The sequence below is a fragment of the Cupriavidus agavae genome (genome assembly GCF_004217045.1).
GTDB classification, from domain to species: domain Bacteria; phylum Pseudomonadota; class Gammaproteobacteria; order Burkholderiales; family Burkholderiaceae; genus Cupriavidus; species Cupriavidus agavae.
On record NZ_SGXM01000005.1, the window covers coordinates 155,938 to 182,803 of the forward strand.

Sequence of the window (26,866 nt, forward strand, 5' to 3'; positions counted from 1 at the left end):
GGATGCGACAGGACCGGAACACTGGACGAGAGGCAAGATGAAACCCCTGAAGAAGATCGGCTCGCAGGTCATCGTGCTGACCGGCGCCACCAGCGGCGTGGGACTGGTCACGGCGCGCATGGCCGCCGCCAAGGGTGCGAAGCTGGTACTGGTCGCCCGCAGCGAGGAGGCACTGCACAAGCTGGCCGAGGAGCTGCGCGAGCATGGCACCGAGGTCATCACGGTCACCGCCGACGTAGGCAAGCACCAGGACGTGACCCACGTGGCGCAATCGGCCATCGAACGGTTCGGCGGCTTCGACACGTGGATCAACAACGCGGGGGTGACGATCTTCGGGCGTCATGGCGACGTGCCGCTGGAGGACCAGCGGCGCCTGTTCGAGACCAACTACTGGGGCGCCGTGCATGGGTCGCTGGTGGCTGCCAGCCATCTGCGCGACCCGCAGCACGAGTCGCGGCGCGAATTCGGCGGCGCCATCATCAACATGGGCAGCGAAGCCTGCGACGGGCCGCTGCCGCTGCAGAGCGCTTACGCGGCGTCGCAGCACGCCATCAAGGGGTTCACGGACACCCTGCGGCTGGAACTGGAGCAGGAGAAGGCGTCGATCTCGGTCACGCTGATCAAGCCGGCCGGCATGGATACGCCGCTCGTGACCCACGCCAAGAACTTCCTGCACGTGGAACCGCGCCAGGCGCCGCCGCTCTACGATCCGTCGCTGGCGGCCGAGGCCATCCTGTTCGCGGCCGAGCATCCGCGCCGCGACATGTTCGTGGGCGCCTCGGCCAAGGCGTTCTCGGCGGCTGCCTACCACGCGCCGCATGCGTTCGACCGCTTCATGAGCCGCTTCATCAGCCGTGCGCAGCAGACCCGCGAGCCGGCCGGGCCGATCGAGAACAACGCGCTGCACGAGGCCGGCAACACGCTGATGGAGCGCGCTGGCAACCGGCGTGGGATGCAGCGCTGTGCCTATACCACCACGGCGCGCCACCCGTTGCTGACCACGGCGCTGGTGGTGGGAGCGTCGGCGGCGATCACGGCACTGGTCCGGCACCGCCGCAGCTAGCGCGGAGGATGGTGCCCGGCCTCCGCGCCAATGAAAAAGGGGCTGCCCCAAGGCAGCCCCTTCCTCGCCAGCTTGCCCGCAGGCTTACTGGAACAGCTTCAGCGCCTGGGTGATCGTGTTCGACACGCCCCACACCAGCGGTATCAGCACGTAGAGCCAGAAGGCGCCCAGCAGGGCCTTGTTGGTCGGTGCGGTGTTCAGGTTCTGGTTTTCCATGTTCGACTCCTGGCGATCAGTGGGCGGCACCGGTGCCGGCGCCAAGGCGGGCCACGTCTGCATCGCTCATGTGGTGCTTGTCATTGACGCGCGACACCAGCAGGTTGCAGATGAAGCCGACCACCAGCAGCGCGGCCATGATGTGCAGCGTCATGGTGTAGGCCGCGGCGCCGGTCACGCCGTGCGCCACCTGGTATTCGCGGATGTAGTTGACCAGCACCGGGCCGGCGATACCGGCAGCGGCCCAGGCGGTCAGCAGGCGGCCGTGGATGCCACCGACGAACGCGGTACCGAACATGTCGGCCAGGTAGGCGGGGATGGTGGAGAAGCCGCCACCGTACATCGACATGATCACGCAGTAGGCCAGCACGAACATGGCGATGTTGCCAGCCGCGCCCAGTTGCGGCACGAGCCAGTACAGCACGGCACCCAGCGCGAAGAAGATGAAGTACGTGTTCTTGCGGCCGATCCAGTCCGACGACGAGGCCCAGAAGAAGCGGCCGCCCATGTTGAACAGCGACAGCAGGCCGACGAAGCCGGCCGCCGTGGCGGCGGTGACGCTGCCCTTGAAGCTTTCCTGGATCATCAGCGACGCCTGGCCGAGCACGCCGATGCCGGCGGTCACGTTCAGGAACAGCACGAACCACAGCAGGTAGAACTGCGGCGTCTTCAGCGCTTCATCGATATGCACGTGGTTGCGCGTGATCATCTTGTTCTCGACCACGGGCGGGGTCCAGCCTTCCGGCTTCCAGCCGGGCGGCGGCACGCGGATGGCCAGCGAACCGATCGACATCGAAATGAAGTAGCCCACGCCCATGACCAGGAAGGTCTGGGCCACGCCGACCGAGGTGGCGCTCTTGAAGTAGTTCATCAGGGCCACGGACAGCGGGGCGGCGATCATCGCGCCGCCACCGAAGCCCATGATTGCCATGCCGGTGGCCATGCCGCGGCGGTCCGGGAACCAGCGGATCAGCGTGGACACGGGCGAGACATAACCGAGGCCCAGCCCGATGCCGCCCAGCACACCGTAGCCCAGGTACAGCAGCACGATCTGGTGGGTGTAGACGCCCAGCGCCGAAATCAGGAAGCCGCCGCCGAAGCAGCAGGCCGCCGTGAACATCGTGCGGCGCGGACCCACGCGCTCCAGCCACTTGCCCGCGAATGCGGCCGAAATGCCCAGGAAGAAAATCGCCAGCGAGAAAATCCAGCCCAGCGTGGTCAGCTTCCAGTCATCGGCGACCGATTCGGTAATACCGATGACTTTCGACAGCGGCGCGTTGAACACCGAAAAGGCATAGGCCTGGCCGATACAAAGGTGCACCGCCAGTGCCGCGGGCGGCACCATCCAGCGGGAAAATCCCGGCTTGGCGTAGGTCGCCTCCTTTGAAAAGAACGGCGCTTTCCCGTTGGACGGGCTGCTGCCACCATTTGTCACACTGCTCATTGAAGTTCTCCAGACGTGGATCCTGGGTAATCCATCCATGCTGGCCTGGCGACGCCCGCGGGTCTGGCTGGCCCGGCGGTTGACCCCGTCATTCCTTGGATGGATTACCCCCAGAGGGGTGTCGCCGTTCCGGGATGTAAAAGGCTTTATGGCCCCGGCGCAGCGACGGTTGCTACGAAGCTGCTACGAAACGGTTTCGGGTACGGACGAGGGGAAGGGCGCACGGGGGGCGTGCGCAGGCGGACCCCGCCAGGGGTCGGGTGAGGGCGGCTGGAGACGCTGAGCGTCCCGGAATGGTATTGCGCATGGTTATTTCCGATCGGGGCGAGCAATATATGTTTTTCATCACATATATTGCCGTGGAAAATATTATGCGCTGAACCATAGCCGGGCCGATTGATCACTTCAATAGGCTAAAGATGACATATTCCGGAAACGCACGAAAACCTTGGCTTCATGTGCGGATCTGTCGAATGACAGGTTTGTAACGTTTGATTTTCACCACAGTCGGCAGGTTCGGAGCCGGCGGAAACCGGCATCGACGGCGGACAGATATCGGCATTTCATCTGCTCCATTGTCACGACAATTCGTCACGAAACCGTCACGAGACCGCCTTAGGATGCGACGCGTGGCGGATCACTCCGCTGCTCGGACAAGCCGGTCAGACCTGCATCTGGGCTACAAACGGGCGACATAGTGGGTGTCGCGCGGACCGGCGCATTGACGACGCCGCGACCATACATGGGTCGCGGCGTTTTTTTTGTCCGCGTCTCGGCACTGGCGGAAACAGTCTGGCGCGCCCACAGCCAATCGTTGCGGGTTCAACTTGCTGTCACATTGGGTTCATACGATGCCACCCGGCTTGACCGCTGTGCGGTTGCCTCCACAAGAGCTGACCGGGTTGCCATGTTTCGCATGGGCAGGGCGGTCTGATGAAAACACCAGATTGACGGGAAGTATCCAGAAATGTCCGAAAAACTTGACGCAACGCGCCGCAAGGCACTGAAATTCCTGGCCGGCGCTCCGATGCTGCCGCTGGGCCTGGCCTCGACCTCGCTGCTGGCCGGTTGCGGCGGCGGCGACGATGCCCCCGCCACGACCACCCCGACCAGCCCGGGCGGCGGCACGACGACCCCGCCGGCCACGACGGTGGCATTCAAGGACGCCTCGTTCACGAGCATGCCCGCCCCGTCCCTGGCGAACCCGGCCGAAATGGCCACCACGACCGTGGGTTCGAGCATGAAGGTGAACTTCGTCGACGGCAGCAGCCAGACCTACAAGCTGTCGTACCAGCCGTTCTTCATGACCGGCGACATGGTGTCGGACGGCAAGGGCGGCCAGATCCTGGCCGGCGGCTACTTCGACATCAACAACCAGCCGATCATGGATGCGTCCACCGGCACCCCGGCCCAGTTTTATTCGGATTCGCCGGACGGCACGTCGCTGCTGAAGATCGACGGCGCCAAGGTTGACGGCGTGAAGGGCAACACGGTCTTCGCCGTGGTGCAATTCGAATACACCACCACCGACCAGGCCAAGCTGGTCAGCATGTACGGCAAGCTGCCGTCGCCGATCGCCATCCTGACGCTGGACCAGGACCCGGCCACCGGCAAGCTGAAGCTGGTGAAGTACCACAACGTCGACACCTCGTCGGCCAACGGCCTGTGGATCACCTGCGGCGCGAGCCTGTCGCCGTGGAACACCCACCTGTCGAGCGAAGAGTACGAGCCGGACGCCGCGAACCCGGGCACCGCGCAGAACCTGGCCTTTGCCAAGAACCTGTACGGCACGGCTTCGATCCCGTTCAACCCGTACCTGTACGGCCACCTGCCGGAAGTCACGGTCAACGCCGACGGCACGGGCTCGATCAGGAAGCACTACTGCCTGGGCCGCATCTCGCACGAACTCGTGCAGGTGATGCCGGACAACCGCACCGTGCTGATGGGCGACGACGCCACCAACAGCGGCCTGTTCATGTTCGTGGCCGACAAGGAGAAGGATCTCTCCGCCGGCACGCTGTACGTGGCCAAGGTGGGTACGGGCTTCTCGGTCAATCCGGCCGATCCGGGCGCCGACCTGACCTGGGTGAAGCTGGGCCACGCCACGAGCGCACAGGTCGAAGGCTGGGCCAAGTCGCACACGTTCGCCGACATCATGGAACTGAGCGCGACCGATCCGGCCCTGAACGCCACGCCCGATACCACGTTCACGAAGATCAACTACAGCGGCGCCACGCAGTGGATCAAGATCAAACCGGGCAAGGAGCTGGTGGCTGCGTTCCTCGAAACCCACCGCTATGCCTTCGTGGCCGGCGGCAGCATGGGCTTCACCAAGATGGAAGGCACCACGGTCAACATCCGCGACAAGGTTGCCTACTCTGCGCTGCAGAATATCGTCGACTCGATGGTGCTGAACAACACCGCCAAGGGCTGGAACGCGCAGAGCAACATCAACGTGCCGGCGGCCATCAACGCCGGCGGCGTGATGCAGCACAAGCTCGGCGGCGGCCAGAAGGATACGTCGGGCGCGGCGATCAACAGCGAATGGGTGCCGATCCACACCCAGGCACTGATCGTCGGCAAGGACATCGCCGCCGATGCGCTGGGCAACACGGCCGATCCGTCGACCATCGGCAACCCGGACAACCTCAAGTTCTCCGAGAAGCTGCGCACGCTGTTCATCGGCGAGGACAGCAGCAACCACACCAACAACTTCCTGTGGGCGTACAACGTCGACACGAAGCAGCTGTCGCGCCTGATGTCGGTGCCGGCCGGTGGGGAATCGACGGGCCTGCATGCCGTGGATGAACTGAACGGCTGGACCTACATCATGAGCAACTTCCAGCACGCCGGCGATGGCATCAAGGCGGCCGTGAAGACGCAGGTGGAGCCGCTGGTGTTCGCCAACTACAGGAATGGCCTGGGCGCCTCGGTCGGTTACCTGACCGCCGACGCCACGAGCATCAAGATCACGAAGTAAGCCGGCGGAAGTTTCGCCACGAAACGCCGCGAGCCGAAAGGTTCGCGGCGTTTTTTTTTCTTGCTGCGGGTACTGCTGGCTACAGCACCAGCGGCACCTCCACGCCCACGGGCGCCACGTACTCCGTCATGCGGCGGCGCGACAGGTCCATGTGCAGGCGGACGATATCCCCGGCAGCTCCGGCGTCGCGGCGGGCAATGGCGTCGATGATCTCGTCGTGCTGGTCGGCGGCCTTGCCGAGGTCAAGCTCCATGTCGACCGTGGTGGGATGGCGGTAGAAGATTTTCCCGAGCCGCGCATGGTCGATCAGGATGCGGCGCAGGCTCGGCATCAGGTACGGGTTGTGCGCCATCTTGCCGATCTGCAGGTGGAACTGGTCGTTGTTGAGCACCCGGTTCTCGACGTCGTTCTGTTCGATCGCTGCCCGGAAGCGCTGCTGGATCGCGCGCAGTTCGTCCACCTCGCGCGCCGTGGCGTTAGTAGCGGCCAATTGCGTGGTGGCGATGTAGATCATCGGCGCTGCCAGGAAGAAGTTGCGCAGCGACTGGTGGTTCATCGACGACACCCGCGCCGCACGGTTGGCTTCCAGCTCGATATAGCCCTCGGCGGCCATCTGCCGCATCAGTTCCCGCACCGGCGGCCGCGACAGGCCGAACTCCTCGCTCAGTGCCAGTTCGTCAACCACCGCGCCGGGCGCCAGTTCCATGCTGACGATGCGGCGCCGCAGCGCGTCAGCGAGCAGCGCCTTGCGATCCAGCGAAGCGTCCGGTGCCGCCGTTTCTTCGGCGCCAGCCTTGGTTCTTGCCATGTGAGACCCCTTGTCTATCAATCGTAGACATTCTATGGCAATCGCCGCGTGCCATACGGCAGTTCGCGTCCTAGTGCGCCTTTCGCCACACCTTTGACGGGCGAACCGATCCGCGCGTAAACCCTCATGGCGTCATGTCTATCGTAGAAATATTCTTTGTCTACAAATGATAGACACAAGCAGCGGTGCACTTTGGAGCCAAGTGGCGACGGGGTGGCCCAGGAGTGAGGCGAGATGACCAAAGTAACTGCGACACCGGCGGACGACGCCAGCTGCGGCTGGTTCCACCTGAGCCGGCCCCGCCAGCCCAGGCCGGCGCATACCGGCAAGACCAGCGCGCGCTGGGTGATCATCGGCGCCGGCTTTACCGGCCTGGCCGCCGCGCGGGAGCTGGCGCACCAGTTTCCCGACGACACCGTGGTGCTGGTGGATGCCCAGGAGGTGGGGTATGGGTCGTCGGGGCGCAACGCCGGGTTCGCGATCGACCTGCCGCATGACATTGGCGCCGACGACTACATTGGCGACATCGCCACGGCCCGGCACTGCATGAACCTGAACCTGACCGGCCAGCGCATCCTGAAAGGGCTGGTCGAGCAGTACCGCATCGACTGCCAGTTCCGCGCGTCGGGCAAGTACCAGGCGGCCGTCGAGGATCGCGGCATTGCCGTGCTCGACGCCTACCGGCGCGGCCTCGACAAGCTGGGCCAGCCGTACGAAATGATCGACGGCGCCGATCTGCCCGGCCACATCGGCACCGGCTTCTACCGCAAGGCGCTGTTCACGCCCGGCACGGCGCTGATCCAGCCGGCGGCGCTGGTGAAGGGGCTGGCTGACAGCCTGCCGCCCAACGTGGAGCTTTACGAGCACACCGCCATCACCGACGTCGAGTACGACGACAAGGTGGTACTGACGCACCGCCACGGCCGCATCGTGGCCGATACGCTGATCCTGACGAACAACGCGTTCGGCCAGCGCTTCGGCTTCCTGCAGGGGACGATGCTGCCGGTGTTCACCTACGCCAGCCTGACCCGGCCGCTGACGCCGGCCGAGCAGGCGCAACTGGGCGGCAAGGATTTCTGGGGCCTGATCCCGGCCGATCCCTACGGCACCACGCTGCGCCGCACGCACGACAACCGCATCCTGGTGCGCAACAGCTTCAGCTACAACCGCGACGGCCGCAGCAATCCGCGCTATCTGGACCGTTTCGTCCGCACCCACCGCGATTCCTTCGAGCGCCGCTTCCCGATGCTGCCCGGCGTGGACTTCGAATACACCTGGGGTGGCTCGCTGGCGCTCTCGCGCAACCACATGGGCCACTTCGGCAAGCTCGCCCCCAACGTCTACGGCGCGCTCTGCTGCAATGGGCTCGGCATCACGCGCGGCACCGTGACCGGCCATCTGCTGGCCGAACACCTGGCCGGCGAGCGCAACGAACTGATCGACTTCCTGCTGGCATCGCCCGGCCCGAACCGCAACCCGCCGGAGCCGTTCCTGTCGATGGGCGTCAACGCCAACCTCTGGCTCGGCCAGCGGCGCGCCGGCGCGGAAGTCTGAACACGCCAGCCTCAAGCAAGCGCTAACGCACCCCCTAACGCAAGCCGGACCCAACGCAGGTCCCGGCACGAGATCGGTCAACCAGGAGACAACGGTGACGAACAATGTGTCAATCGAGGATGTTCCTCTCAATCGCTTTCATCAACTGCTATGCATCCGCTCCGGCGGAGGCTGGGTGCTCGACGGCTATGTGCTGAGCATCATCGGGGTGGCCATGGTGCCGCTGGCCGCCACGCTGGGGCTGAGCGGCTTCTGGCAGGGCATGGTGGCGGCTTCCGCGCTGCTGGGCATCTTCTGCGGCGGCTTCCTCGGCGGCCTGCTGACCGGGCGGCTGGGCCGCAAGAAGCTCTATTTCGTGGGGCCGGCCATCTTCGTGGTGTGTTCACTGGCGCAGTACTGGGCCACCTCGGGCGAGGCGCTGTTCTTCATGCGCTTCCTGATCGGCATCGGCGTGGGGTTCGAGTACCCGGTGGCCGGCGCGCTGCTGGTGGAATTCCTGCCCAGGAAGTACCGCGGCCCCCGGCTGGCAATGCTGACCATCCTGTGGTTCGCCGGTGCGGCGCTGGCCTATGTGGCCGGCAATGCGATGCTCGAATCGGGTCGCCCCGATGCCTGGCGGCTGGTGCTGGCCAGCCCGGCGGTGATCGGCGTGGTGCTGCTGGCCATTCGGCTGGGCACGCCGGAATCGCCGCGCTGGCTGCTGAGCAAGGGACGCACGGCGGAAGCCGAAGCCATCATCCGCGACGTCTATGGCGCCACGTTCTCGCTGCGCAACCTGCCCGAGCAGGCCGCCGAGGCCAAGGTCTCGCTGCTGTGCCTGCTGCACTCGGGCTATGGCAAGCGCATGCTGTTCGTGTCGGTGTTCTGGAGCTGCTCCGTGATCCCGGTGTTCGCGGTCTATGCGTTCGCCCCCACGGTGCTGCAGGCGCTGAACCTGCATGGCGACTGGGCCTCGTATGGCTCGGTGGCGATCACGCTGCTGTTCGTGGTGGGCTGCATCGTGGCCACGCGGCTGATCAACGTGATCGGACGCCGCAGCATGCTGATCCACAGCTTTCTCTGGTCCGGACTGGCGCTGCTGGCGCTGGGCGCCTGCTCGGACAGCAGCCCGATGATGGTCCTGCTGCTGTTCGGCGCCTACGCGCTGTTCATCGGCGGCGCGCAGGTGCTGCAACTGGTCTATCCCAACGAGCTGTTCCCGACCGAGATCCGCTCGGCGGCGGTGGGGCTGGGCGCGTCGCTGTCGCGGATCGGCGCGGCCATCGGCACCTGGCTCGTACCGATCTCGCTGCAGACGCTCGGCATCGCCCAGACCATGTATGCGGCAGCCGGCGTGACGCTGGTGGGCCTGCTCGTGGCACTGATCCTGGCGCCGGAAACCCGTTCGCTGAGCCTGCAGGAAGCCGCTTCGCTGAGCCGCTGACGGCTCCCATCCCCATCCGAATCCAACTGAACTAAACCGAATCCACGGAGAGCAACATGAAGTTCGAAGGCATCTACACCCCGGCCATCACGCCGCTGACGCCCGAAGGCCAGATCGACAACGCCGCGTTCGGCGACGTGCTGGAGTCCCTGATCGAGGCCGGCGTGCACGGCATCATCATCGGCGGCTCCACGGGCGAGTACTACGCCCACACCATGGCCGAGCGCCTGGCGCTGGCCGCGCTGGCCAGGGAAGTGATCGGCACCCGCGTGCCGCTGATCGTCGGCACCGGTGCCGTGCGCACCGAGGAATCGGTCGAGTACGCCAAGGGCGCCCGCGCCATCAAGGCCGACGCCATCCTGGTGGGCTCGCCGCCCTACGCACTGCCGACCGAGGCCGAGAACGCCGCCCACGCGCTGGCCATCGACCGCGCTGCCGGCCTGCCGATCATGCTCTACAACTATCCGGGCCGCATGGGGGTGTCGATGGGCCGCGAGTTCTTCCGCACCGTCACGTCTGCCTCGCAGAACTTCGTCGCCATCAAGGAAAGCTCGGGCCAGGCCGCCCAGCTGCACATGCTGGCCACCGAGTTCCACGACATCGACATCTCGTGCGGCTGGGACGACCAGGCGCTCGAATTCTTCGCCTGGGGCGCGCGCAGCTGGGTCTGCGCCGGTTCGAACTTCATTGCGCGCGAGCACATCGCGCTCTATGAAGCCTGCGTGGTCGAGAAGAACTTCGACAAGGGCCGCCGCATCATGTCGGCAATGATGCCGCTGATGGATTTCCTCGAAGGCGGCAAGTTCGTGCAGTCGATCAAGTACGGCTGCACCGTGGCCGGCCTGCGTGCCGGCGGGGTACGCGCACCGCTGCAGGAACTGGAGGCGGCCGACAAGCGCCGCCTGGAGACCATCATCGCCGAGCTCAGGCGCACCGTTGCCACCATCACCGGGGAGCAAGCGTGATGACCAGGTTGCTGACCGCCTCCGAATACGCCGCGATCGCGGACAAGCTCACGCTGCCGACACAGGCCTTTGTCGACGGCCGCTACGTGCGCGCCGTGTCGGGCAAGACGTTCCAGACCACCAATCCGGCCACCGGACAGGTACTGACCGAAATTGCCGCCTGCGATGCGCGCGACGTCGATCTCGCCGTGGCCAATGGCAGGGCCGCCTTCGAGGACGGCCGCTGGCAGCGCCAGTCGCCGGGCCAGCGCAAGGCCGTGCTGCTGAAGTTCGCCGACCTGCTCGAAGCGCACGCGCACGAGCTTGCCGTCATGGAAAGCCTCGACAGCGGCAAGCCGATCCGCGAATGCCAGAACACCGACGTGCCGGAGACGATCCACACCATCCGCTGGCACGCCGAGCTGATCGACAAGATCTACGACAGTACGGCGCCGGTGGGCGGCAACGCGCTGTCGCTGGTGGTGCGCGAGCCGATTGGCGTGGTGGGGCTGGTGCTGCCGTGGAATTTCCCGCTGCTGATGCTGGCATGGAAGATCGGCCCGTCGCTGGCCGCCGGATGCTCGATCGTGGTCAAGCCGGCCAAGGAAACCACGCTGACGGCGCTGCGCGTGGCCGAACTGGCGCACCAGGCCGGCGTGCCGGCGGGTGTGTTCAACGTGCTGCCGGGCGGTGGAAAAGAAGTGGGCGAGCCGCTGGGCCTGCACATGGATGTGTCGATGGTCAGCTTCACGGGCTCCACGGCCACGGGGCGGCTGTTCCTGAAGTACGCGGCGGAGTCGAACCTGAAGCGCATCGTGCTGGAATGCGGCGGCAAGAATCCGGCCGTGGTCATGCCGGACGTCGACGATCTCGACGCGGTAGCCCAGCACGTGGTCAATGGCGCCTTCTGGAACATGGGCGAGAACTGCTCGGCGTCGTCGCGGCTGATCGTCCACGCCGACGTCAAGGATGCGCTGCTCGAACGCATCGGCCACCATCTGCGCGAGTGGCGGATGGGCGACCCGCTGGACCCCGAACACCGGCTCGGCTCGCTGGTCAGCGAGGCGCATTTCCAGAAAGTGCGCGCGTATCTGGAGAAGGCCGGCGCCGAGAACCTGCGCGTGGTAGCCGGCGGCGGCACGCGGGGCGAATCGTACGTGGAACCCACCGTGGTCGACGGCGTGACACCCGACAGCCGGCTGTTCCGCGAGGAGATCTTCGGCCCGATCCTGTCGGTGACCACGTTCACCGGGACGGACGAGGCCATCGCGCTCGCCAATGACTCGGTGTACGGGCTGGCGGCATCGGTCTACACGAGCAGCCTGAACCATGCGATCCGGCTGTCACGCGAGATCCGCGCGGGCGTGGTCACCGTGAACTGTTTCGGTGAAGGCGACATCACCACGCCGTTCGGCGGCTACAAGGAGTCGGGCTTCGGCGGCCGCGACAAGTCGGTCTGGGCGCACGACCAGTACACCGAGATCAAGACGATCTGGATCGACGTGCCGACGCCCGCCCGGTAAACTGCGCCCCCTCGCTCCCCTTCGATGTCCACATTTCCCATGGCAGTCATGCAAACCAAACAGGCCACGCTGATCGGGCTGGTCGCCGTCCTCCTCTGGAGTTCGATCGTCGGCCTGATCCGTGGCGTCAGCGAGAGCTTCGGCGCCACGGGTGGGGCCGCCCTGATGTATTCGGTGGCCTCCGTGCTGCTGTGGGTTTCGGTGGGACCGGTGCGGCTCAGGGCGCTGCCCCGGCCCTACCTGGTCTGGGGCAGCCTGCTCTTCGTGGCGTACGAACTGTGCCTGTCGCTGTCGATCGGCTACGCCAACACGGGCCGGCAGGCCATCGAAGTGGGCATGGTCAACTACCTGTGGCCCACCTTCACGATGCTGGCCGCGATCCTGTTCAACCGGCAACGGGCCAACTGGCTGATCGTGCCCGGCTTCGTGGTGGCCATCTTCGGCATCACGTGGGTGCTGGGCGGCGACCAGGGGCTGGATCCGGCGAGCATGGCGGCCAACGTGCGCGACAATCCGCTCAGCTACGGCCTGGCGTTCTCGGGCGCGGTGATCTGGGCGGGCTACTGCACGGTCACGGCGCGCATCGCGCAGGGAAAGAACGGCGTGACGCTGTTCTTCATCCTGACCGCGTTGGCGCTGTGGGCCAAATACCTGTTCATCGGCGGCGCACCGATGAGCTTCAGCGTGGGCGGCGCGATCTATCTGGTGCTGGCGGCGTGCGCGATGGGCTTCGGCTATGCGGCGTGGAATGTCGGCATCCTGCACGGCAACGTCACGGTGCTGGCCGGCGCGTCGTACTTCATCCCGGTGCTGTCTGCCGCGCTGGCGGCGGTACTGCTACACGCGCCGCTGTCGCTCGCGTTCTGGAAGGGCGCGGCGATGGTGGTGGCGGGCTCCATCCTCTGCTGGCTGGCCACGCGAGGGCAGGGCGAGCGGCCTTCACCCTCCGGATCGTCGGGTTCGAGCCAGACGACCTAGCAATCTCCCCGGGGCAACGTACCCCAAGGAACATCGACATGAAAGCGGAGAGAGACAACCGCGCACCGTGGCTGTGTATCGCAGCCCTGTGCGGGGCGGCGGCGCCTGCCTGGGCGCAGGGCAGCGTGACGCTGTATGGCGTGCTCGACGAGGGCGTCAACTACACCACCAACGTGGGCGGCCACAGCCAGGTGGCGATGGCCAGCGGGTTCCCGCACGGCAGCCGCTGGGGCCTGAAGGGCAACGAGGACCTGGGCGGCGGCACAGCGGCCATGTTCCAGTTGGAGAACGGCTTCGACGTGGACAACGGCCGCGCCTTCCAGGGCGGTGCGCTGTTCGGCCGGCAGGCTTACCTGGGCATCACCGACAAGGGCTGGGGCGCGGTGACGGTGGGGCGCCAGTATGACTCGGTGGTCGACTACCTCGCGCAGACCTCGGCGGGCGGCACCTGGGGCGGCTACATGTTTGCCCACCCCTACGACAACGACAACCTGATCAACACCTTTCGGGTCAACAACACGGTCAAGTACACCAGCCCGGTGCTCGGCGGCGTCAAGTTCGGCGGGATGTACGGGTTCAGCGACGACCCGAAGTTCTCGAACAACCGCGTCTTCAGCGCCGGCGGACAGTACGCGCGGGGTGGGCTAGTGCTGGCCGGGGCCTGGCTGCAGGCCGACAACCCTTCCGCCACGGCCTACGGCGCGCTGAACAACGGCGGTGACCAGAACCTGCCGGGCAGCCGGCTGCGCATCTGGGGCGCGGGCGGCACGTACGAAACCGGCAAATTCCAGTTCGGCGTCTCGTACGCGAAGACCGAGGTCACCGATCCGCGCAGCTCGGCCTACGTGGGAGACATCGTGCCGCCTTCGGGCACGCTCGGCGCGCTGCGCTTCCAGAACATCGAGGCCAACATCAAGTACCAGCCAACCCGCTCGTACTGGTTCGGGGCGATGTATGCCTATACCCGCGCCACGTTCGATGCCAGTTCGGGCAAGCGGCACCCGGAGTACCATTCGGCCGGCCTGATGGCCGACTACCTGTTCTCGAAGCGCACCGATGTCTACGTGCAGACTGTCTTCCAGCACGTGGCCGGCGACAAGACCGGCAGCGTGCTCGATGCCGCCTATGTGGCTGGCGCGGCGAACGTCTCGTCGAACCAGAACCAGCTGGTGTTCAGGTTGGGCGTGCGGCACTTCTTCTAGGCGGTTCAGCGGGCCTTCTTGAGCGCCTGCGGCTTGTGGATGGCCTTTTTGCCGGTGCGTGCACTTTTGACTTCGTACTGCGGCGCGGCGGCCGAAGCCTTGGCGACATGGCCGCCAGCCCTGGCCTTGCCGGTCACCTTGCGCGTCACGGTGCCCTCGGTCTTACCCTGCGAGGTCTCCCACTGGACCTTGTCTCCCTTGCGTAGCGACGGCATGGCGGTCTCCTGAAGTTGGCTGTCCCGTGCTGGCAAGCAACACCCGTGCCGCGCGGGGCAGGGCGGCGGCTTTGCGTCATCGATGTGACACATTGCGCGCTTACATTTTCGTTCGAACATACAGAGTGATCGAATGAGCCTGACGCCGCGCCAGCGCGAAATCTTCGGATGGTTGAACGACACCGGCTACCTCAGCACCGAGCAGCTGGCCAGCCGCTTTGGCGTGACTAGCCAGACCATCCGCCGCGACATCAACGAACTGAGCGTGCAGGGCCTGGCCCGGCGCATGCACGGCGGGCTGACGCTGCCCGCCAGCCAGCACAACATCAGCTACCTGCAGCGCAGCACGGCCCAGGTGGAACGCAAGCGGCGCATTGCCCATGCCGCCATCGCGCTGCTGGAGGCTGACAGCACGATATTTCTCGGCTATGGCACCACCGTGGCGGAGTTCGCCCGGGCGCTGCCGGCCGACCTGCCGCTGCGCGTGGTGACCAACAATCTGGGCGCGGTGCACGCGCTGGCCGACAAGCCGGCCATCGAGACCTGGGTGGCCGGCGGCCGCCTGCGGGCGGGCGACTACGACCTGATGGGCAGTGCCACACTCGATTTCCTGCGCAAGTTCCGCGCGCACCTGGCCGTCTGCGGCGCGGCCGGCATCGACGAGACTGGCACGCTGTACGAGTTCCAGCCCGAGGAAGCCGAACTGAGCCAGGCCCTGCTCTCGCACAGTCACGCGCGCGTGTTGCTGGCCGATGGCAGCAAGTTCGGGCGCCACGCGCCGTGCCGCGTGGCCGGCTTCGACCAGATCGACCACCTGTTCACCGATACCGACACCGTCGCGGCCCTGCCCGCGCTGCCCGGCCTGTGCGAAGGCGCGGGCGTCCTGCTGCACGGCTGCTGACACGGTTCCTTTTCCATGGCCTACCTGCGACTCGAACGGATTGCGCGGCATTTTGGCGAGCACACGGTGCTGCGCGGCATCGACCTGGAGATCGGGCGCGGGGAGTTCATCGCGCTGCTCGGCGCGTCGGGATGCGGCAAGACCACGCTGCTGCGCCTGATTGCCGGCCTCGACCAGCCCGACGCGGGACGCATCCACCTCGACGGGCGCGATGTCACGGCAGTGGAGGCCGCACAGCGCGGCCTGAGCATGGTGTTCCAGTCGTATGCGCTGTTTCCGCACCTGAGCGTGGCCGACAACATCGTCTTCGGCCTGCGCGCGCGCAAGCTGCCGCGCGACGAACAGGCGCGCCGCCTGGCGCATGCCGCCGGGCTGCTGGGCCTGGGCGCGCTGCTGGCCCGCAAGCCGGGGGCGCTGTCGGGCGGCCAGAAGCAGCGCGTGGCGCTGGCGCGGGCCATCGTGTCGCAGCATCCGCTGTGCCTGATGGACGAGCCGCTGTCGAACCTCGACGCCCAGCTACGCGCCGAGATGCGCGCCGAACTGCGCAAGCTGCAGCAGCAGTTGGGCCTGACGGTGGTCTACGTCACGCACGACCAGGTGGAAGCGATGAGCATGGCCGACCGCATCGTGCTGATGCACGAGGGCCAGATCGCCCAGACCGGCACGCCGGCCCAACTCTACGACACCCCGGCCACGCCCGTGGTGGCGCGCTTCATCGGCCAGCCGCCGATGAACCTGATCCGCCTGCCCGGACAGCCGGAATGCCTGGGAGTGCGGCCCGAACACATCGCGCTGGGTGGTGCACACCCCGGCACCGTGGTCCGTACCGAGTACCACGGTGCCGACACGCTGATCGAGGTGCAGCTCTACGGGCAGCCGGTGCTGGTGCGCCATCCGGGCCGCGTCACGCTGCCGCCGGGCGGCGCGCTCACGCTGCACTGGGGCGCCGCCCACGAACACCGTTTTGCCGTGCCTTCATAGTCCGCAGTTCTCCCGGCGTTTTGCCACCCACCGCTGTGCCCTGAACCTGTCCCAAGGAGCCTTCATGTCGTTCAAGACCCGCCTGGCCGCCGCGCTGGGCCTGCTCATCTGCCTGGCGTCGCTGACGCCGCTGTCTGCCGCCGCCGCCACGCAGGTCACGATGTACTACCCCGTCTCGGTTGGCGGCCCGCTCACGCAGGTGGTGGACAAGCTCGTGGGCGAGTTCGAGCAGGCCAACCCCGACGTCAAGGTCAACGCGATCTACGCCGGCAACTACGACGACGCCCGTACCAAGGCGCTGGCCGCGCTCAAGGCCGGCACGCCGGTGCAGACCTCGGTGCTGTTCTCGATCGACCTGCACGAACTCAAGGATCTCGGCGTGATCCGCCCGTTCGACGATTTCGCCACCTCGGCCGAAGACAAGGAGTGGCTCAAGAGCTTCTACCCCGGCCTGATGGACAACGGCCGCGCCGACGGCAAGACCTGGGGCATCCCGTTCCAGCGCTCGACCATCGTGATGTTCTACAACAAGGACGCGTTCCGCCAGGCTGGCCTCGACGCCGACAAGCCGCCGCGCAACTGGACCGAGATGCGCGAGGCCGCTGGCAAGCTGGTGAAGCGCGAGGGCGGCAATACCAGCCGCTGGGGCGTGATGATCCCGTCCACGGGCTACGCCTACTGGATGTTCGGCGCGCTGGCCAAGCAGAACGGCCAGACGCTGATGAACGCGGCCGGCACGCGCACCACGTTCGACCAGCCCAGGGCGGTGCAGGCGCTGGAGTACTGGACGTCGCTGTCGAAGGACGGCCTGAGCCCGAAGGGCCTGATCGAGTGGGGCACGCTGCGCCAGAACTTCGTCGAGGGCAAGACCGCGATGATGTGGCACTCCACCGGCAACCTGACGGCCGTGCTCAAGGATGCGAAGTTCGATGTCGGCGTGGCGCCGCTGCCCGCCAATACCGAGCCGGGCTCGCCCACGGGTGGCGGCAACTTCTACCTGTTCAAGAGCGGCTCGGACGCCGAACAACGCGCTGCGTACCGGCTCGTCAAGTTCCTGACCGCGCCGGACCGTTCGGCCCAGTGGAGCGTGGCCACGGGCTACATGGGCGTGAGCCCGGCCAGCTACCAGACGCCGACGCTCAAGGAATACGCCGCCAAGGTGCCGCAGACGCTGGTGGCGCGTGACCAGCTGTCGGTGGCCACGGCCGAGCTGTCCACGCACCAGGCAGGCCGCGTGCGCAAGCTGCTGGAGGATGCGCTGCAGTCTGCCATCACCGGCCAGCAGGAGCCCAGGGCCGCGCTGAGCGGCGCCCAGGCCCAGGCCGAGCGCGTGCTGAAGCCGTACCAGCGTTGATCCCCACGCCAATGCCTGCCACGCACGCACGCCGTACGTCCGGCCAGGCCGCGCAGGCCTGGCTGCTGCTGTTGCCCGCGCTGGTGCTGCTGGCGGCATTCACGTACTGGCCGATTGCGGGCAGCCTCTGGCACAGCGTGCATCTGCAGGCGCCGGGGGTACCCCCGGCGTTCGCGGGCGTGGAGCAGTTCCACGCGCTGATGGATGACCCCGTGTTCCGCCAGGCGGTGCGCAACAACCTCTGGTACGCGCTGGTGACGGTGCCCGTCTCGGTGGTGCTGGCGCTGGCCATGGCGCTCTGGGTCAACCAGCGCTACGCCGGACGCGGGCTGCTGCGGCTGGCATTCTTCACGCCAACCGTACTGCCGATGGTGGCCGCCGCCAACGTCTGGCTGTTCTTCTATGCGCCCGACATCGGCCTGCTGAACCGGCTGCTGGCCGGGGTAGGCATCGCCGGCCGCAACTGGCTCGGCGATACCGACACCGCGCTGCCCGCGCTGATGGTGGTCACCATCTGGAAGGAAGCGGGCTTCTTCATGATCTTCTACCTGGCGGCGCTGCAGTCGATCTCGACCGAACAGCTCGACGCGGCGCGGCTGGAGGCGCCGTCGGCGTGGTATCGGCTGCGGCATGTGGTGCTGCCGCTGCTGGCGCCGACCACGCTGTTCGTCGTGGTCAACGCACTGATCAACGCGTTCAAGTTGATCGACCACCTGTTCGTGCTCACGCGCGGGGGCCCCAACAACGCCAGCACGCTGCTGCTTTACTACCTGTACGAGATCGCCTTCCGCTTCCAGGATGCCAGCTACGCCGGCGCGCTGACCGTGGTGCTGCTGGTGTTGCTGGCGCTGTGCTCGGGCCTGCAGTTCTGGCTGACCCGCAACCGCATCCACTACCGATGAGCGCCTTCCCCTCACCGTTGCGCAACGCCCTCGTGCCCGTGGCCGCCGCCGTGGCGGGCCTGCTGTGGATCTCGCCGCTGCTGCTGCTGTGCTGGGGCGCGTTCCATCCCGGTGGCGAGGCCATGCGGCTGAGCCTGTCCACGCCGTGGGGCCTCGGCAATTTCCCGGCGGCCTGGAGCGTGGCGCCGTTCGCGCGCTACCTGCTCAATACGGTGGCCATCGTCACGCTGCTGCTGGCGCTGCAACTGGTGGTCTGCACGCTGGCCGGCTACGCGCTGGCGCGCATGGCGTTTGCCGGGCGCGGGATCGTGTTCGGGCTGGTGCTGCTGCAACTGATGGTGATGCCCGAGGTGCTGATCGCCGAGAACTACCTGACCATCGCCCGGCTCGGGCAGGTGGACACCTGGCTTGGCGTGGCGCTGCCGTATATCGCCAGCGCGTTCGGCATCTTCCTGCTGCGCCAGACCTTCATGACCGTGCCGCAGGAACTGGAGGACGCCGCGCGCATCGAGGGGCTGGGCCGGCTCGGCATCCTGTGGAAGGTCTACGTGCCGCTGGCACGCCCTACCTACCTGGCCTATGCGCTGGTGTCGGTCAGCTACCACTGGAACAACTTCCTGTGGCCGCTGGTGGCCACGCAGACCGAGGCCAGCCGGCCGGTGACGGTGGGCATGGCGCTGTTCGCGGCGCCCGAGACCGGCGTCGACTGGGGCGTGCTGTCAGCCGGTACGCTGCTGTGCGTGGGGCCCCTCGTGCTGGCCTTCCTGCTGTTCCAGCGCCAGTTCATGCAGTCTTTTATGCAGGCCGGCGTGAAGTAGCCCCCCTCTTCAGCGGGGTGCCGGCGCGTCAGGCCGCTGCGGCAGTACCGAGGTGCCGAAGGTATTGCCCATCCGGTGCGACGTGGCCGCGCGATTGTAAAGCCCGAGCTGGTTCGATGGCTGGCCGGCTATTACCTCGGCCCCCAGCGTCACGGGCCGCTGCGCGCGGCCCGTGCTGGCCGGCGCCAACTGCTGCGTCAGGCAGGAGTACGAGGGCGCCCGGGCGCCGTTTACCTCTACTTCCACGCATGCCTCCTGCGCCGCCATGGCCGGACCGGCAGCCCATGCCAGCGCGGCGCTCCAGATCTTCCACCTTTTCATCTGTCCTCCTGCTGTCCGCCGGCATGCCTTGCCGGTGCGTGCAGTGTCGCGGCGGCGCCGGCCGCGCTTGATGAAATATTTGTGACAAACGACATGACCCGGTAGGGCTGGCCGTCTAGGCATCTGTGCGTAACGCTGACATGAGCGCTGGTGATCATGTGCGGCGGCGTGATGCCCCCAACGGTGCCGTCCTCGGTCAGGACCATGGCACGCGGGGCTGGCAATCGATACAAGAAGAAGGTCAGTCAACTCATGCGAGTCAGCAAGAAGCAGGGCCCGTCGCCGCGCTGGAGGGCAGTGTGCGTGGCGATGTTTGGACTGGCGCGTCTACGCCTTCGCCGATGCGGGCCAGTTGCGCCTGCGCGATCCGCTGCCCGAACAGGAGAGCCGCTTCTCGCTGGCCTCGGTCGGCATTGGCACCAGCTTCCGGCTGGCGCGCTATGTGAACGGCCGCCCGGCCGCGCGAGGGGGCCAGTGTCCAGCCGGCGCCGTATGACTACAAGTCGGCGGTGCAGGTGCTGGGCCAGATGAACCTGGGCGACGCGGCGCTGAGCCAGCTCACGCCGACCGAGCGGAAGAACCTGCAGCAACACTGATCCGGAGCATTTGGGGTGCAATTTGGCGGGGCGTCTTCGGACGCCCCTTTTTGCGCTGACGCACGAGCATTTGGCCTTTATACGATTGCCTGCGCCGGCGATTCTCATTCGCAGCGGAACTTGCCAGCGTCTGCCCGGTCCATTGTTGCGATCGGTTACAATGCTGTGCCGCAGCATCCCGCCCCTTCGCAAGTGCCTGAACGCTGGCACCGGCAACGCGTCAGTTGGCGCGTAACTGGCTGGCTTCTGTCGTCATCTCCCGGCTTCTACTGGTTTTCGCCCCCGAACCTGATGCGTTTTCTTCTGTTTCTGCTGACTGCCCTGTGCCTGTCCGCGCTGTCGTTTTCGGCAGCGGCGAACGTGCGCGCCGGCGCGCCGGCGGTGGAAACGGCTGATTATGCGATGCTGGCGACCGGCGACGATTTGTCGCAGATCGTGTTGCCGGGCGATCCCGATTTCGGCGAGGAAGAGCTGGCCGACGATGGCCCGCCCCCGGGCTATTGCAATATCTGGTCGGCCGACCTGCTCGATCCGCTGGACCTGTTCGACGCCGTCGACGAGACCAGCGCACTCTTCGTACTTCCCTCCTTCCAGCTTCCCCAATCCGTGGACGATCTGGTGCAGCCGCCAACGGCGCGCAGCACGTTCGAGTCGGAGGGCGTGTTCCGCCCGCCCAACCTCCACGCCTGAACTGCCGGCACGCGTGCGCGCCCGTTGTGGCGCGCCGCCGTGCTTTCCTTGCCTTGCGCCCCCCGAGGTCCGCGTGACGCCATGAGCGTCGCGGCGTGACGTCCCGCCATGCGCGCCGGCCTTCGCGGCCGTGCGCGCGGCGGATGCCGGAGGGTGCGGGGCAGCCGTACCGTTTGATTCTCTCCGACATGCAGACCAAAAATACGTTGACTTGGGTCGCGTCGCTGTCCTTGCTGGCAGCGCCCGCCTGGGCCGCGCAGCCCGTGCCGGTCAGTTCCGCAGCGTCACCGGCCAAGCCGGGCGCCTCCGCCACATCCTCGCAGCCGGCCCTGACGCTGGCGGCCAGGCCGATGCCCCGGGCCACCACGCCCGCGGCCGAAACCTTCGAACTCCAGCAACTGCTGGAACTCGCCCAGACGACCAACAAGGGCGTGGAAGCCGCCCAGGCGAACGTGGATGCCGCCACGGCCGCCATCACCACGGCGCGCGCCTATCCGAACCCGCAGGTGGAAGTGATGTATGGCCGCCTGCACGGCAAGGAGGCCGGCGTGCCCAGCGGCAATGCGCCGTCCTACGCGTTCGTGCAGAAGTTCGACTATCCGAACCAGCGCAGCCTGCGCGAGCGGATGGCCGGGCGTGGCCTGGAAGCCACCGCCGCGCAGCGCCAGACCTTCCGCGCCGAACTGGCCAGCCGGGTCAAGACCGCGTACTTCCAGGTACTGCGCCGGGAGACCGAACTGGCCGCCGCGCGCGAGGACCTGAACCTCATGCGCCAGATCCAGGAGCGCGCCAAGGTGCGCGTGGATGTGGGCGAGGCGCCGCGCTACGAGCTGATCAAGGCCGATACCGAACTGCTGGCGGCGCAGAAGACGCTGCAGACGGCCGAGCTGCGCGTGGCACAGGCCAAGAACTCGCTGCGCCAGCAGGTGGGTGGGTCGATGCCGGCCGACTTCGCGCTGCAGGGCAGCTTGTCCAACACGCCGGCCGTGCCGGACCTGGCCGTGCTGCGTGACACGCTGCAGGCCAACAACGCCGAGCTGGCCCAGCGCCGCAGCGAACTCGAACGCGCCCAGCTGGGCGTGGACTACCAGCGCTCGCTGCGCTGGCCCGAGGTGGCGGTGCGCGCCGTGACGGACCGCCAGCCGGACAACAACGTCAACCAGATCGGCCTGGTCATGACGATTCCGCTCTGGGACCGCCGCAGCGGCCCGGTGGGCGAGGCGACCGCGCAGGCCACCCAGGCCCGTACGGCGCTGGAGGCGCGCGAGTTCGAGCTGACGCAGGAACTGAGCAACGCCTACCAGCAGTACGAGATCACGCAGGCGCAGGTCACCGCGCTGGAATCGGGCATCGTGCGCGAGGCCGAATCGGCGCTGGGCGTGGCGGAAGCCGCCTACCGCTTTGGCGAGCGCGGCATTCTCGACTACCTCGATGCGCAGCGTGTGCTGCGCAATGCCCGTAACGAGCTGATCACCGCGCAGTACGAACTGCAGGTTGCCGCCATCCAGATTGAAAAGCTCATGTCGGCCACGCCCGGTGCTCCCACCGGCGCCGCGCCCTCCATGCCTGTCTCCCCGAATCTGAACTGAACATGCGTCCCACTCATTCCCTGCTTTCCATTGCGGCCGCCGTCCTGACGGTGATGGCGCTGGCCGGTTGCTCCAAGGACCCCGAGCCCGCCGCCGAGGCGCCCAAGCTGCCGCCCGGCATCGTCAAGCCTGCGGAGAACCTGCAGAAGACCCTCAAGGTGGCCCCGGTGGCCACGTCCCCGTTCAGCGAGATGCTGCGCGTGGCCGGGCGGATCGATTTCGACGAACAGCGCGTGTCGCGCATCGGCGCTACCGTGACCGGCCGCGTGACCGAGCTGTACGCCGTGCTCGGCCAGGAGGTCAAGGCCGGCCAGGTGCTGGCCCGCCTGCACAGCAGCGAGCTGGGCGCCGCCCAGATGGCGTTCCTGAAGGCCGAGGCCCAGAATGACCTGCAGGCCCGCAACGCCGAGCGTGCGCGCCAGCTGTTCGACGCCGACGTGATCGGCCGCGCCGAACTGCAGCGCCGCCAGAGCGAATACGCGATTGCCGCGGCCGAGATGCGCGCCTACCGCGACCAGCTGCGCGTGCTGGGCATGTCTGCCGGCGCGATCTCCACGCTGGCGAAGAACGGCAGCATCGATTCGTACTCGCCGGTGTTCTCCAGCATCAACGGCACCGTGGTGGAGCGCAACGTGGCGCAGGGCCAGGTGGTGCAGCCCGCCGACGCGCTCTACACCGTGGCCGACCTCTCGCGCGTGTGGGTCGTGGCCGAGGTGCCCGAGCAGCAGGCCGCGCAGGTGGCCGAAGGCCAGAGCGTGGAGATCGAGGTGCCCTCGCTGGCCAGCGGTACCGGCACGATCACCGGCAAGCTGATCTACGTGGGCCGCACCGTCAGCCCGCAGTCGCGGACCGTGCTGGTGCGGACCGAGGTCGAGAACAAGGGCGGCGCGCTGAAGCCGGCCATGCTTGCCAGCATGCTGATCGCTGGCAAGCCGGTGGATACGCTCGTGGTGCCCGGCTCGGCCGTGGTACGCGACGGCAACGACGAGCAGGTCTACGTGGAAACCGCGCCGGGCCAGTACCGCCTGACCCGCGTGAAGCTGGGCTCCGAGAGCGACGGCATGCGCGTGGTGCAGGGCGGCATCAAGTCTGGCGACCGCATCGTGGTGGAGGGGGCTTTCCACCTCGACAACGAGCGCAAGCGCCTGGAACAGGGGTAAGCCGCCATGATGACATCGCTTGTTGAAGCCGCTATCAAGCAGCGGCTGGTGGTGTGCGTGTTGGCGGTGGTGCTGTTCTTCTTCGGCCTGCGTGCCGCGACCAAGCTGTCGGTGGATGCCTTCCCGGACGTGACCAACGTCCAGGTGCAGATCGCCACCGAAGCCGCCGGCCGCTCGCCCGAGGAAGTGGAGCGCTTCGTCACCGTGCCCATCGAAATGTCGATGACCGGCCTGCCGGGCCTCGAAGAGATGCGTTCGCTGAACAAGGCGGGCCTGTCGCTGATCACGCTCGTGTTCACGGACAAGACCGACGTCTACTTCGCGCGGCAGCTCGTCATGGAGCGGCTGATCGAGGTGGGCGGGCGCATGCCCGAGGGCGTGGCGCCGGTGCTTGGCCCCGTGTCCACTGGCCTGGGCGAGGTCTACCAGTACACGCTGGACCGCCCGGACGACGGCAACCGCGAACTGACGCAGGAAGAGTTGTCGGAGCGCCGCATCGCCCAGGACTGGGTGGTGCGCCCGCTGCTGCGCTCGATTCCCGGCGTGGCCGAAATCAACTCGCAGGGCGGCTTCGTGCGGCAGTACCAGGCACTGGTCAACCCGGAGCGCATGCGCCACTACGACATCAGCATCCAGCAGGTCTACCAGGCGCTGGCACGCAACAACGCCAATTCGGGCGGCGGCGTGCTGCCGCACTACGCGGAGCAGTACCTGATCCGCGGCGTGGGCCTGGCCAAGGGCGTCGGGGACATCGAGAGCATCGTGCTCAAGGAGGTCAACGGCACCCCGGTCTACCTGCGCGACGTGGCGCGCGTGACCATCGGCCACGAGGTGCGCCAGGGCGCGCTGGTCAAGAACGGCCAGACCGAGTCCGTGGGCGGCATCGTGATGATGATGCGCGGCGGCAACGCCAAGGAAGTGGTGAGCCGGGTCAAGGCCCGCGTGGCCGAGATCAACGACCGGGGCATGATTCCGGGCGGCCTGCAGATCGTGCCGTACTACGACCGCAGCGAGCTGGTGGACGCGGCGCTGTGGACGGTGACCAAGGTGCTGCTCGAAGGCGTGGTGCTGGTGGTGATCGTGCTGTTCCTGTTCCTCGGGGACGTGCGCTCGTCGGTGATCGTGCTGGCCACGCTGGTGCTGACGCCATTGCTGACGTTCATCGTGATGAACCGGATGGGGCTGTCGGCCAACCTGATGTCGCTGGGGGGGCTGGCCATCGCCATCGGCCTGATGGTGGACGGCTCGGTGGTGGTGGTGGAGAACGCGTTCGAGCGGCTGGGCCACGCCGACAAGAGCGGGCTCACCAAAACCGAGATCCTGGTCAAGGCCGTGCAGGAAGTGGCCACGCCGGTGATCGTGGGCGTGGGCATCATCATCCTGGTGTTCCTGCCGCTGATGACGCTGCAGGGCATGGAAGGCAAGATGTTCGCGCCGCTGGCGTTCACGATCTCGATCGCGCTGGCGATTTCGCTGTTCCTGTCGCTGACGCTGTCGCCGGTGCTGTCTTCGTACCTGCTCAAGGGCGGCGCGGAGCATGACACGAAGCTGATCGCCTTCATGAAGCGCAACTACCTGCGCATGCTGCACTGGGCGCTGGCCAACAGCAAGAAGACCGTGCTGTCGGCGGTGGGCCTGTTCGTGGCCACCGTGCTGATCGTGCCGCTGCTGGGTACGTCGTTCATCCCGGAAATGAAGGAAGGCTCGATCGTGCCCGCCATCGACCGCGTGCCGAACATCTCGCTCGAGGAATCGATCAAGATGGAGAAGCTGGCCAACAAGATGGTGCTGGAAGTGCCGGGCGTGAAGTCTGTGGTGTCCGGCGTGGGCCGTGGCGAGAGCCCGGCCGACCCGCAGGGTCAGAACGAATCGACGCCGATCGCCAGCCTCAAGGACCGCGACGAGTGGCCCGACGGCTGGAACCAGGACGATATCGCCAACGCCATCCGCGAGAAGCTCAGCACCATCCCGGGCGTGCAGATCGTGATGGCGCAGCCGATCTCGGACCGCGTGGACGAAATGGTCAGCGGCGTGCGCTCTGACATCGCCGTGAAGATCTTCGGCGACGACCTCGACAAGCTGCGCGACCTGGCCGGCGAGATCGCCCGCGTGGCCGGCGGCATCCAGGGCTCGCAGGATATCCGGATCGAGCGGATCTCGGGGCAGCAGTACCTGTCGATCGAGATCGACCGTGCCGCGATTGCGCGCTACGGCCTGAACGTGTCGGACATCCACGACATCATCGAGATCGCCATCGGCGGCAAGCGCGCCACGGACATCTTCGAGGGCGAGCGGCGCTTTGCGGCGGCCGTGCGCCTGCCCGAGGAGTTCCGCAACAACGTGCAGGCCATCCGCCAGCTGCTGGTGCAGGCGCCGGACGGCGTGCAGGTGCCGCTGCAGAGCGTGGCGAAGATCGAGGTCAGCGACGGGCCGGCCCAGATCAGTCGCGAAATGGCCAAGCGCCGCGTGGTGGTGATGATCAACGTGAAGGATCGTGACCTGGGCGGCTTCGTGGCCGAACTGCAGTCCGCGACCGAAGCCAAGGTCAAGCTGCCCGAGGGCTACTACTACGAGTGGGGCGGCCAGTTCCAGAACATGGAACGCGCCATGGGCCACCTGAAGATCATCGTGCCGATCACCATCGCCGCGATCTTCTTCCTGCTGTTCCTGCTGTTCAACTCGCTGCGCTTTGCCACGCTGATCATCACGGTGCTGCCGTTCGCATCGATCGGCGGCATCATCGGGCTGTTCGTCACGGGCGAATACCTGTCGGTGCCGGCGTCGGTGGGCTTCATCGCGCTGTGGGGCATGGCCGTGCTCAACGGGGTGGTGCTGGTGTCGTACATCCGCACGCTGCGCGAGCAGGGCGCGTCGCTGCGCAATGCCGTGGTGCGCGGCGCCACGCAGCGCTTCCGTCCGGTGATGATGACCGCCACGATCGCCATGCTGGGCCTGGTGCCGTTCCTGTTCTCCACGGGGCCGGGCTCCGAGGTGCAGCGGCCGCTGGCCGTGGTGGTGATCGGCGGCCTCATCACGTCGACGCTGCTGACGCTGGTGATGGTGCCGGTGCTGTACCGCTGGTTCGACGACCAGAAGCCGGAGCCGCGCGACATGTCGGTGTAATGGCAATGGCATGATGCCGGCGCAGCCTCAGGCGCCGCATTACAATGACGGACGGCCGGCATGCATCGCGCGTGCCGGCCG

23 protein-coding genes are annotated in these 26,866 nt (G+C 66.9%); 18 read left to right on the top strand and 5 right to left on the bottom strand.

What is annotated here, in order from left to right; translation table 11 throughout:
- Positions 1-37 precede the first annotated feature (37 nt).
- Positions 38-1,063, top strand: a complete 1,026-nt coding sequence (locus EV147_RS18375) for an SDR family oxidoreductase (RefSeq protein WP_130392672.1) — start codon at positions 38-40, stop codon at positions 1,061-1,063.
- Positions 1,064-1,147: 84 nt separating this feature from the next.
- Here the strand turns inward: EV147_RS18375 and EV147_RS18380 are convergent, their stop codons facing one another.
- Both EV147_RS18380 and EV147_RS18385 read right to left on the bottom strand, forming a co-directional pair.
- The gene (locus EV147_RS18380; protein ID WP_130392673.1) at positions 1,148-1,279 is read right to left on the bottom strand and encodes an MFS transporter small subunit; all 132 of its coding nucleotides are present in this window, start codon (positions 1,277-1,279) and stop codon (positions 1,148-1,150) included.
- A gap of 16 nt (positions 1,280-1,295) precedes the next feature.
- Complete coding sequence (locus EV147_RS18385) at positions 1,296-2,723, bottom strand: L-lactate MFS transporter (protein WP_130392674.1); 1,428 nt, start codon at positions 2,721-2,723, stop codon at positions 1,296-1,298.
- A gap of 967 nt (positions 2,724-3,690) precedes the next feature.
- Between EV147_RS18385 and EV147_RS18390 the strand changes: the two genes are divergently transcribed.
- Positions 3,691-5,703 (top strand): PhoX family protein, encoded by a 2,013-nt coding sequence (locus EV147_RS18390; RefSeq protein ID WP_130392675.1) that lies wholly within the window; start codon positions 3,691-3,693, stop codon positions 5,701-5,703.
- A gap of 79 nt (positions 5,704-5,782) precedes the next feature.
- Here EV147_RS18390 and EV147_RS18395 read toward each other — a convergent pair whose 3' ends face one another.
- On the bottom strand, positions 5,783-6,511 hold the full coding sequence (locus tag EV147_RS18395; RefSeq protein ID WP_130392676.1) for a GntR family transcriptional regulator: 729 nt from the start codon (positions 6,509-6,511) through the stop codon (positions 5,783-5,785).
- Positions 6,512-6,745: 234 nt separating this feature from the next.
- Between EV147_RS18395 and EV147_RS18400 the strand changes: the two genes are divergently transcribed.
- The 6 genes from EV147_RS18400 (at position 6,746) to EV147_RS18425 (ending at position 14,135) form a co-directional block, all read left to right on the top strand.
- Positions 6,746-8,065, top strand: a complete 1,320-nt coding sequence (locus EV147_RS18400; RefSeq protein ID WP_130392677.1) for an NAD(P)/FAD-dependent oxidoreductase — start codon at positions 6,746-6,748, stop codon at positions 8,063-8,065.
- A gap of 94 nt (positions 8,066-8,159) precedes the next feature.
- Positions 8,160-9,488 (top strand): MFS transporter, encoded by a 1,329-nt coding sequence (locus EV147_RS18405; protein WP_130392678.1) that lies wholly within the window; start codon positions 8,160-8,162, stop codon positions 9,486-9,488.
- A gap of 56 nt (positions 9,489-9,544) precedes the next feature.
- Positions 9,545-10,453, top strand: coding sequence for a dihydrodipicolinate synthase family protein (locus tag EV147_RS18410; protein WP_130392679.1), 909 nt, complete (start codon positions 9,545-9,547; stop codon positions 10,451-10,453).
- Positions 10,453-11,955 (top strand): aldehyde dehydrogenase, encoded by a 1,503-nt coding sequence (locus EV147_RS18415; RefSeq protein WP_130392680.1) that lies wholly within the window; start codon positions 10,453-10,455, stop codon positions 11,953-11,955. Before EV147_RS18410 ends, EV147_RS18415 begins: the two co-directional genes overlap by 1 nt.
- A 48-nt stretch (positions 11,956-12,003) precedes the next feature.
- Positions 12,004-12,933, top strand: coding sequence for an aromatic amino acid DMT transporter YddG (yddG, locus tag EV147_RS18420; RefSeq protein WP_130392681.1), 930 nt, complete (start codon positions 12,004-12,006; stop codon positions 12,931-12,933).
- A gap of 38 nt (positions 12,934-12,971) precedes the next feature.
- On the top strand, positions 12,972-14,135 hold the full coding sequence (locus EV147_RS18425) for a porin (protein WP_130392682.1): 1,164 nt from the start codon (positions 12,972-12,974) through the stop codon (positions 14,133-14,135).
- A 5-nt stretch (positions 14,136-14,140) separates the two neighbouring features.
- On the opposite strand, the gene EV147_RS18430 is transcribed toward EV147_RS18425, so the two are convergent.
- Positions 14,141-14,350 carry a hypervirulence associated TUDOR domain-containing protein gene (locus EV147_RS18430; RefSeq protein WP_130392683.1) on the bottom strand — a complete coding sequence of 70 codons (210 nt, stop codon included), beginning with the start codon at positions 14,348-14,350 and terminating at the stop codon, positions 14,141-14,143.
- Between the two features lie 133 nt (positions 14,351-14,483).
- On the opposite strand from EV147_RS18430, the gene EV147_RS18435 reads away from it, so the two are divergent.
- The 5 genes from EV147_RS18435 to EV147_RS18455 all read left to right on the top strand — a co-directional run bounded on the left by EV147_RS18435 (position 14,484) and on the right by EV147_RS18455 (position 19,306).
- Positions 14,484-15,251, top strand: a complete 768-nt coding sequence (locus EV147_RS18435; RefSeq protein ID WP_130392684.1) for a DeoR/GlpR family DNA-binding transcription regulator — start codon at positions 14,484-14,486, stop codon at positions 15,249-15,251.
- Between the two features lie 15 nt (positions 15,252-15,266).
- Positions 15,267-16,232 carry an ABC transporter ATP-binding protein gene (locus tag EV147_RS18440; RefSeq protein ID WP_130392685.1) on the top strand — a complete coding sequence of 322 codons (966 nt, stop codon included), beginning with the start codon at positions 15,267-15,269 and terminating at the stop codon, positions 16,230-16,232.
- Between the two features lie 64 nt (positions 16,233-16,296).
- Positions 16,297-17,586, top strand: a complete 1,290-nt coding sequence (locus EV147_RS18445; protein WP_130392686.1) for an ABC transporter substrate-binding protein — start codon at positions 16,297-16,299, stop codon at positions 17,584-17,586.
- 11 nt (positions 17,587-17,597) lie between these two features.
- Entirely contained in the window at positions 17,598-18,488 is an 891-nt protein-coding gene (locus tag EV147_RS18450; RefSeq protein ID WP_130392687.1) for a carbohydrate ABC transporter permease, read from the top strand.
- A complete protein-coding gene (locus EV147_RS18455; RefSeq protein WP_130392688.1) occupies positions 18,485-19,306 on the top strand; it encodes a carbohydrate ABC transporter permease in 822 nt (273 codons plus the stop codon). The genes EV147_RS18450 and EV147_RS18455 overlap by 4 nt, the downstream gene beginning before the upstream one ends.
- Positions 19,307-19,315: 9 nt before the next feature.
- Here EV147_RS18455 and EV147_RS18460 read toward each other — a convergent pair whose 3' ends face one another.
- Complete coding sequence (locus tag EV147_RS18460; RefSeq protein ID WP_130392689.1) at positions 19,316-19,627, bottom strand: hypothetical protein; 312 nt, start codon at positions 19,625-19,627, stop codon at positions 19,316-19,318.
- 313 nt (positions 19,628-19,940) lie between these two features.
- Here EV147_RS18460 and EV147_RS18465 point away from each other — a divergent pair, with 313 nt between their 5' ends.
- From EV147_RS18465 to EV147_RS18485, 5 genes are all read left to right on the top strand, one after another.
- A complete protein-coding gene (locus EV147_RS18465) occupies positions 19,941-20,123 on the top strand; it encodes a hypothetical protein (protein WP_130392690.1) in 183 nt (60 codons plus the stop codon).
- Between the two features lie 220 nt (positions 20,124-20,343).
- Positions 20,344-20,913 carry a hypothetical protein gene (locus tag EV147_RS18470; RefSeq protein WP_235844811.1) on the top strand — a complete coding sequence of 190 codons (570 nt, stop codon included), beginning with the start codon at positions 20,344-20,346 and terminating at the stop codon, positions 20,911-20,913.
- A gap of 188 nt (positions 20,914-21,101) precedes the next feature.
- Positions 21,102-22,502: a TolC family protein gene (locus EV147_RS18475; RefSeq protein ID WP_130392691.1), complete on the top strand. Its 1,401-nt coding sequence runs from the start codon at positions 21,102-21,104 to the stop codon at positions 22,500-22,502.
- Between the two features lie 2 nt (positions 22,503-22,504).
- The gene (locus EV147_RS18480) at positions 22,505-23,662 is read left to right on the top strand and encodes an efflux RND transporter periplasmic adaptor subunit (protein ID WP_130392692.1); all 1,158 of its coding nucleotides are present in this window, start codon (positions 22,505-22,507) and stop codon (positions 23,660-23,662) included.
- 6 nt (positions 23,663-23,668) lie between these two features.
- Positions 23,669-26,785 carry an efflux RND transporter permease subunit gene (locus EV147_RS18485; protein ID WP_130392693.1) on the top strand — a complete coding sequence of 1,039 codons (3,117 nt, stop codon included), beginning with the start codon at positions 23,669-23,671 and terminating at the stop codon, positions 26,783-26,785.
- Positions 26,786-26,866 lie beyond the last annotated feature (81 nt).

What these genes read in the sequence shown, in the direction of transcription:
- EV147_RS18380 (WP_130392673.1), bottom strand. Translation starts at nt 1,279, where the DNA reads ATGGAAAACCAGAACCTGAACACCGCACCGACCAACAAGGCCCTGCTG.
- EV147_RS18385 (WP_130392674.1), bottom strand. Translation starts at nt 2,723, where the DNA reads ATGAGCAGTGTGACAAATGGTGGCAGCAGCCCGTCCAACGGGAAAGCG.
- EV147_RS18425 (WP_130392682.1), top strand. Translation starts at nt 12,972, where the DNA reads ATGAAAGCGGAGAGAGACAACCGCGCACCGTGGCTGTGTATCGCAGCC.
- EV147_RS18455 (WP_130392688.1), top strand. Translation starts at nt 18,485, where the DNA reads ATGAGCGCCTTCCCCTCACCGTTGCGCAACGCCCTCGTGCCCGTGGCC.
- yddG (WP_130392681.1), top strand. Translation starts at nt 12,004, where the DNA reads ATGCAAACCAAACAGGCCACGCTGATCGGGCTGGTCGCCGTCCTCCTC.
- EV147_RS18460 (WP_130392689.1), bottom strand. Translation starts at nt 19,627, where the DNA reads ATGAAAAGGTGGAAGATCTGGAGCGCCGCGCTGGCATGGGCTGCCGGT.
- EV147_RS18410 (WP_130392679.1), top strand. Translation starts at nt 9,545, where the DNA reads ATGAAGTTCGAAGGCATCTACACCCCGGCCATCACGCCGCTGACGCCC.
- EV147_RS18450 (WP_130392687.1), top strand. Translation starts at nt 17,598, where the DNA reads ATGCCTGCCACGCACGCACGCCGTACGTCCGGCCAGGCCGCGCAGGCC.
- EV147_RS18475 (WP_130392691.1), top strand. Translation starts at nt 21,102, where the DNA reads ATGCAGACCAAAAATACGTTGACTTGGGTCGCGTCGCTGTCCTTGCTG.
- EV147_RS18395 (WP_130392676.1), bottom strand. Translation starts at nt 6,511, where the DNA reads ATGGCAAGAACCAAGGCTGGCGCCGAAGAAACGGCGGCACCGGACGCT.
- EV147_RS18415 (WP_130392680.1), top strand. Translation starts at nt 10,453, where the DNA reads ATGACCAGGTTGCTGACCGCCTCCGAATACGCCGCGATCGCGGACAAG.
- EV147_RS18445 (WP_130392686.1), top strand. Translation starts at nt 16,297, where the DNA reads ATGTCGTTCAAGACCCGCCTGGCCGCCGCGCTGGGCCTGCTCATCTGC.
- EV147_RS18480 (WP_130392692.1), top strand. Translation starts at nt 22,505, where the DNA reads ATGCGTCCCACTCATTCCCTGCTTTCCATTGCGGCCGCCGTCCTGACG.
- EV147_RS18440 (WP_130392685.1), top strand. Translation starts at nt 15,267, where the DNA reads ATGGCCTACCTGCGACTCGAACGGATTGCGCGGCATTTTGGCGAGCAC.
- EV147_RS18435 (WP_130392684.1), top strand. Translation starts at nt 14,484, where the DNA reads ATGAGCCTGACGCCGCGCCAGCGCGAAATCTTCGGATGGTTGAACGAC.
- EV147_RS18430 (WP_130392683.1), bottom strand. Translation starts at nt 14,350, where the DNA reads ATGCCGTCGCTACGCAAGGGAGACAAGGTCCAGTGGGAGACCTCGCAG.
- EV147_RS18485 (WP_130392693.1), top strand. Translation starts at nt 23,669, where the DNA reads ATGATGACATCGCTTGTTGAAGCCGCTATCAAGCAGCGGCTGGTGGTG.
- EV147_RS18375 (WP_130392672.1), top strand. Translation starts at nt 38, where the DNA reads ATGAAACCCCTGAAGAAGATCGGCTCGCAGGTCATCGTGCTGACCGGC.
- EV147_RS18390 (WP_130392675.1), top strand. Translation starts at nt 3,691, where the DNA reads ATGTCCGAAAAACTTGACGCAACGCGCCGCAAGGCACTGAAATTCCTG.
- EV147_RS18400 (WP_130392677.1), top strand. Translation starts at nt 6,746, where the DNA reads ATGACCAAAGTAACTGCGACACCGGCGGACGACGCCAGCTGCGGCTGG.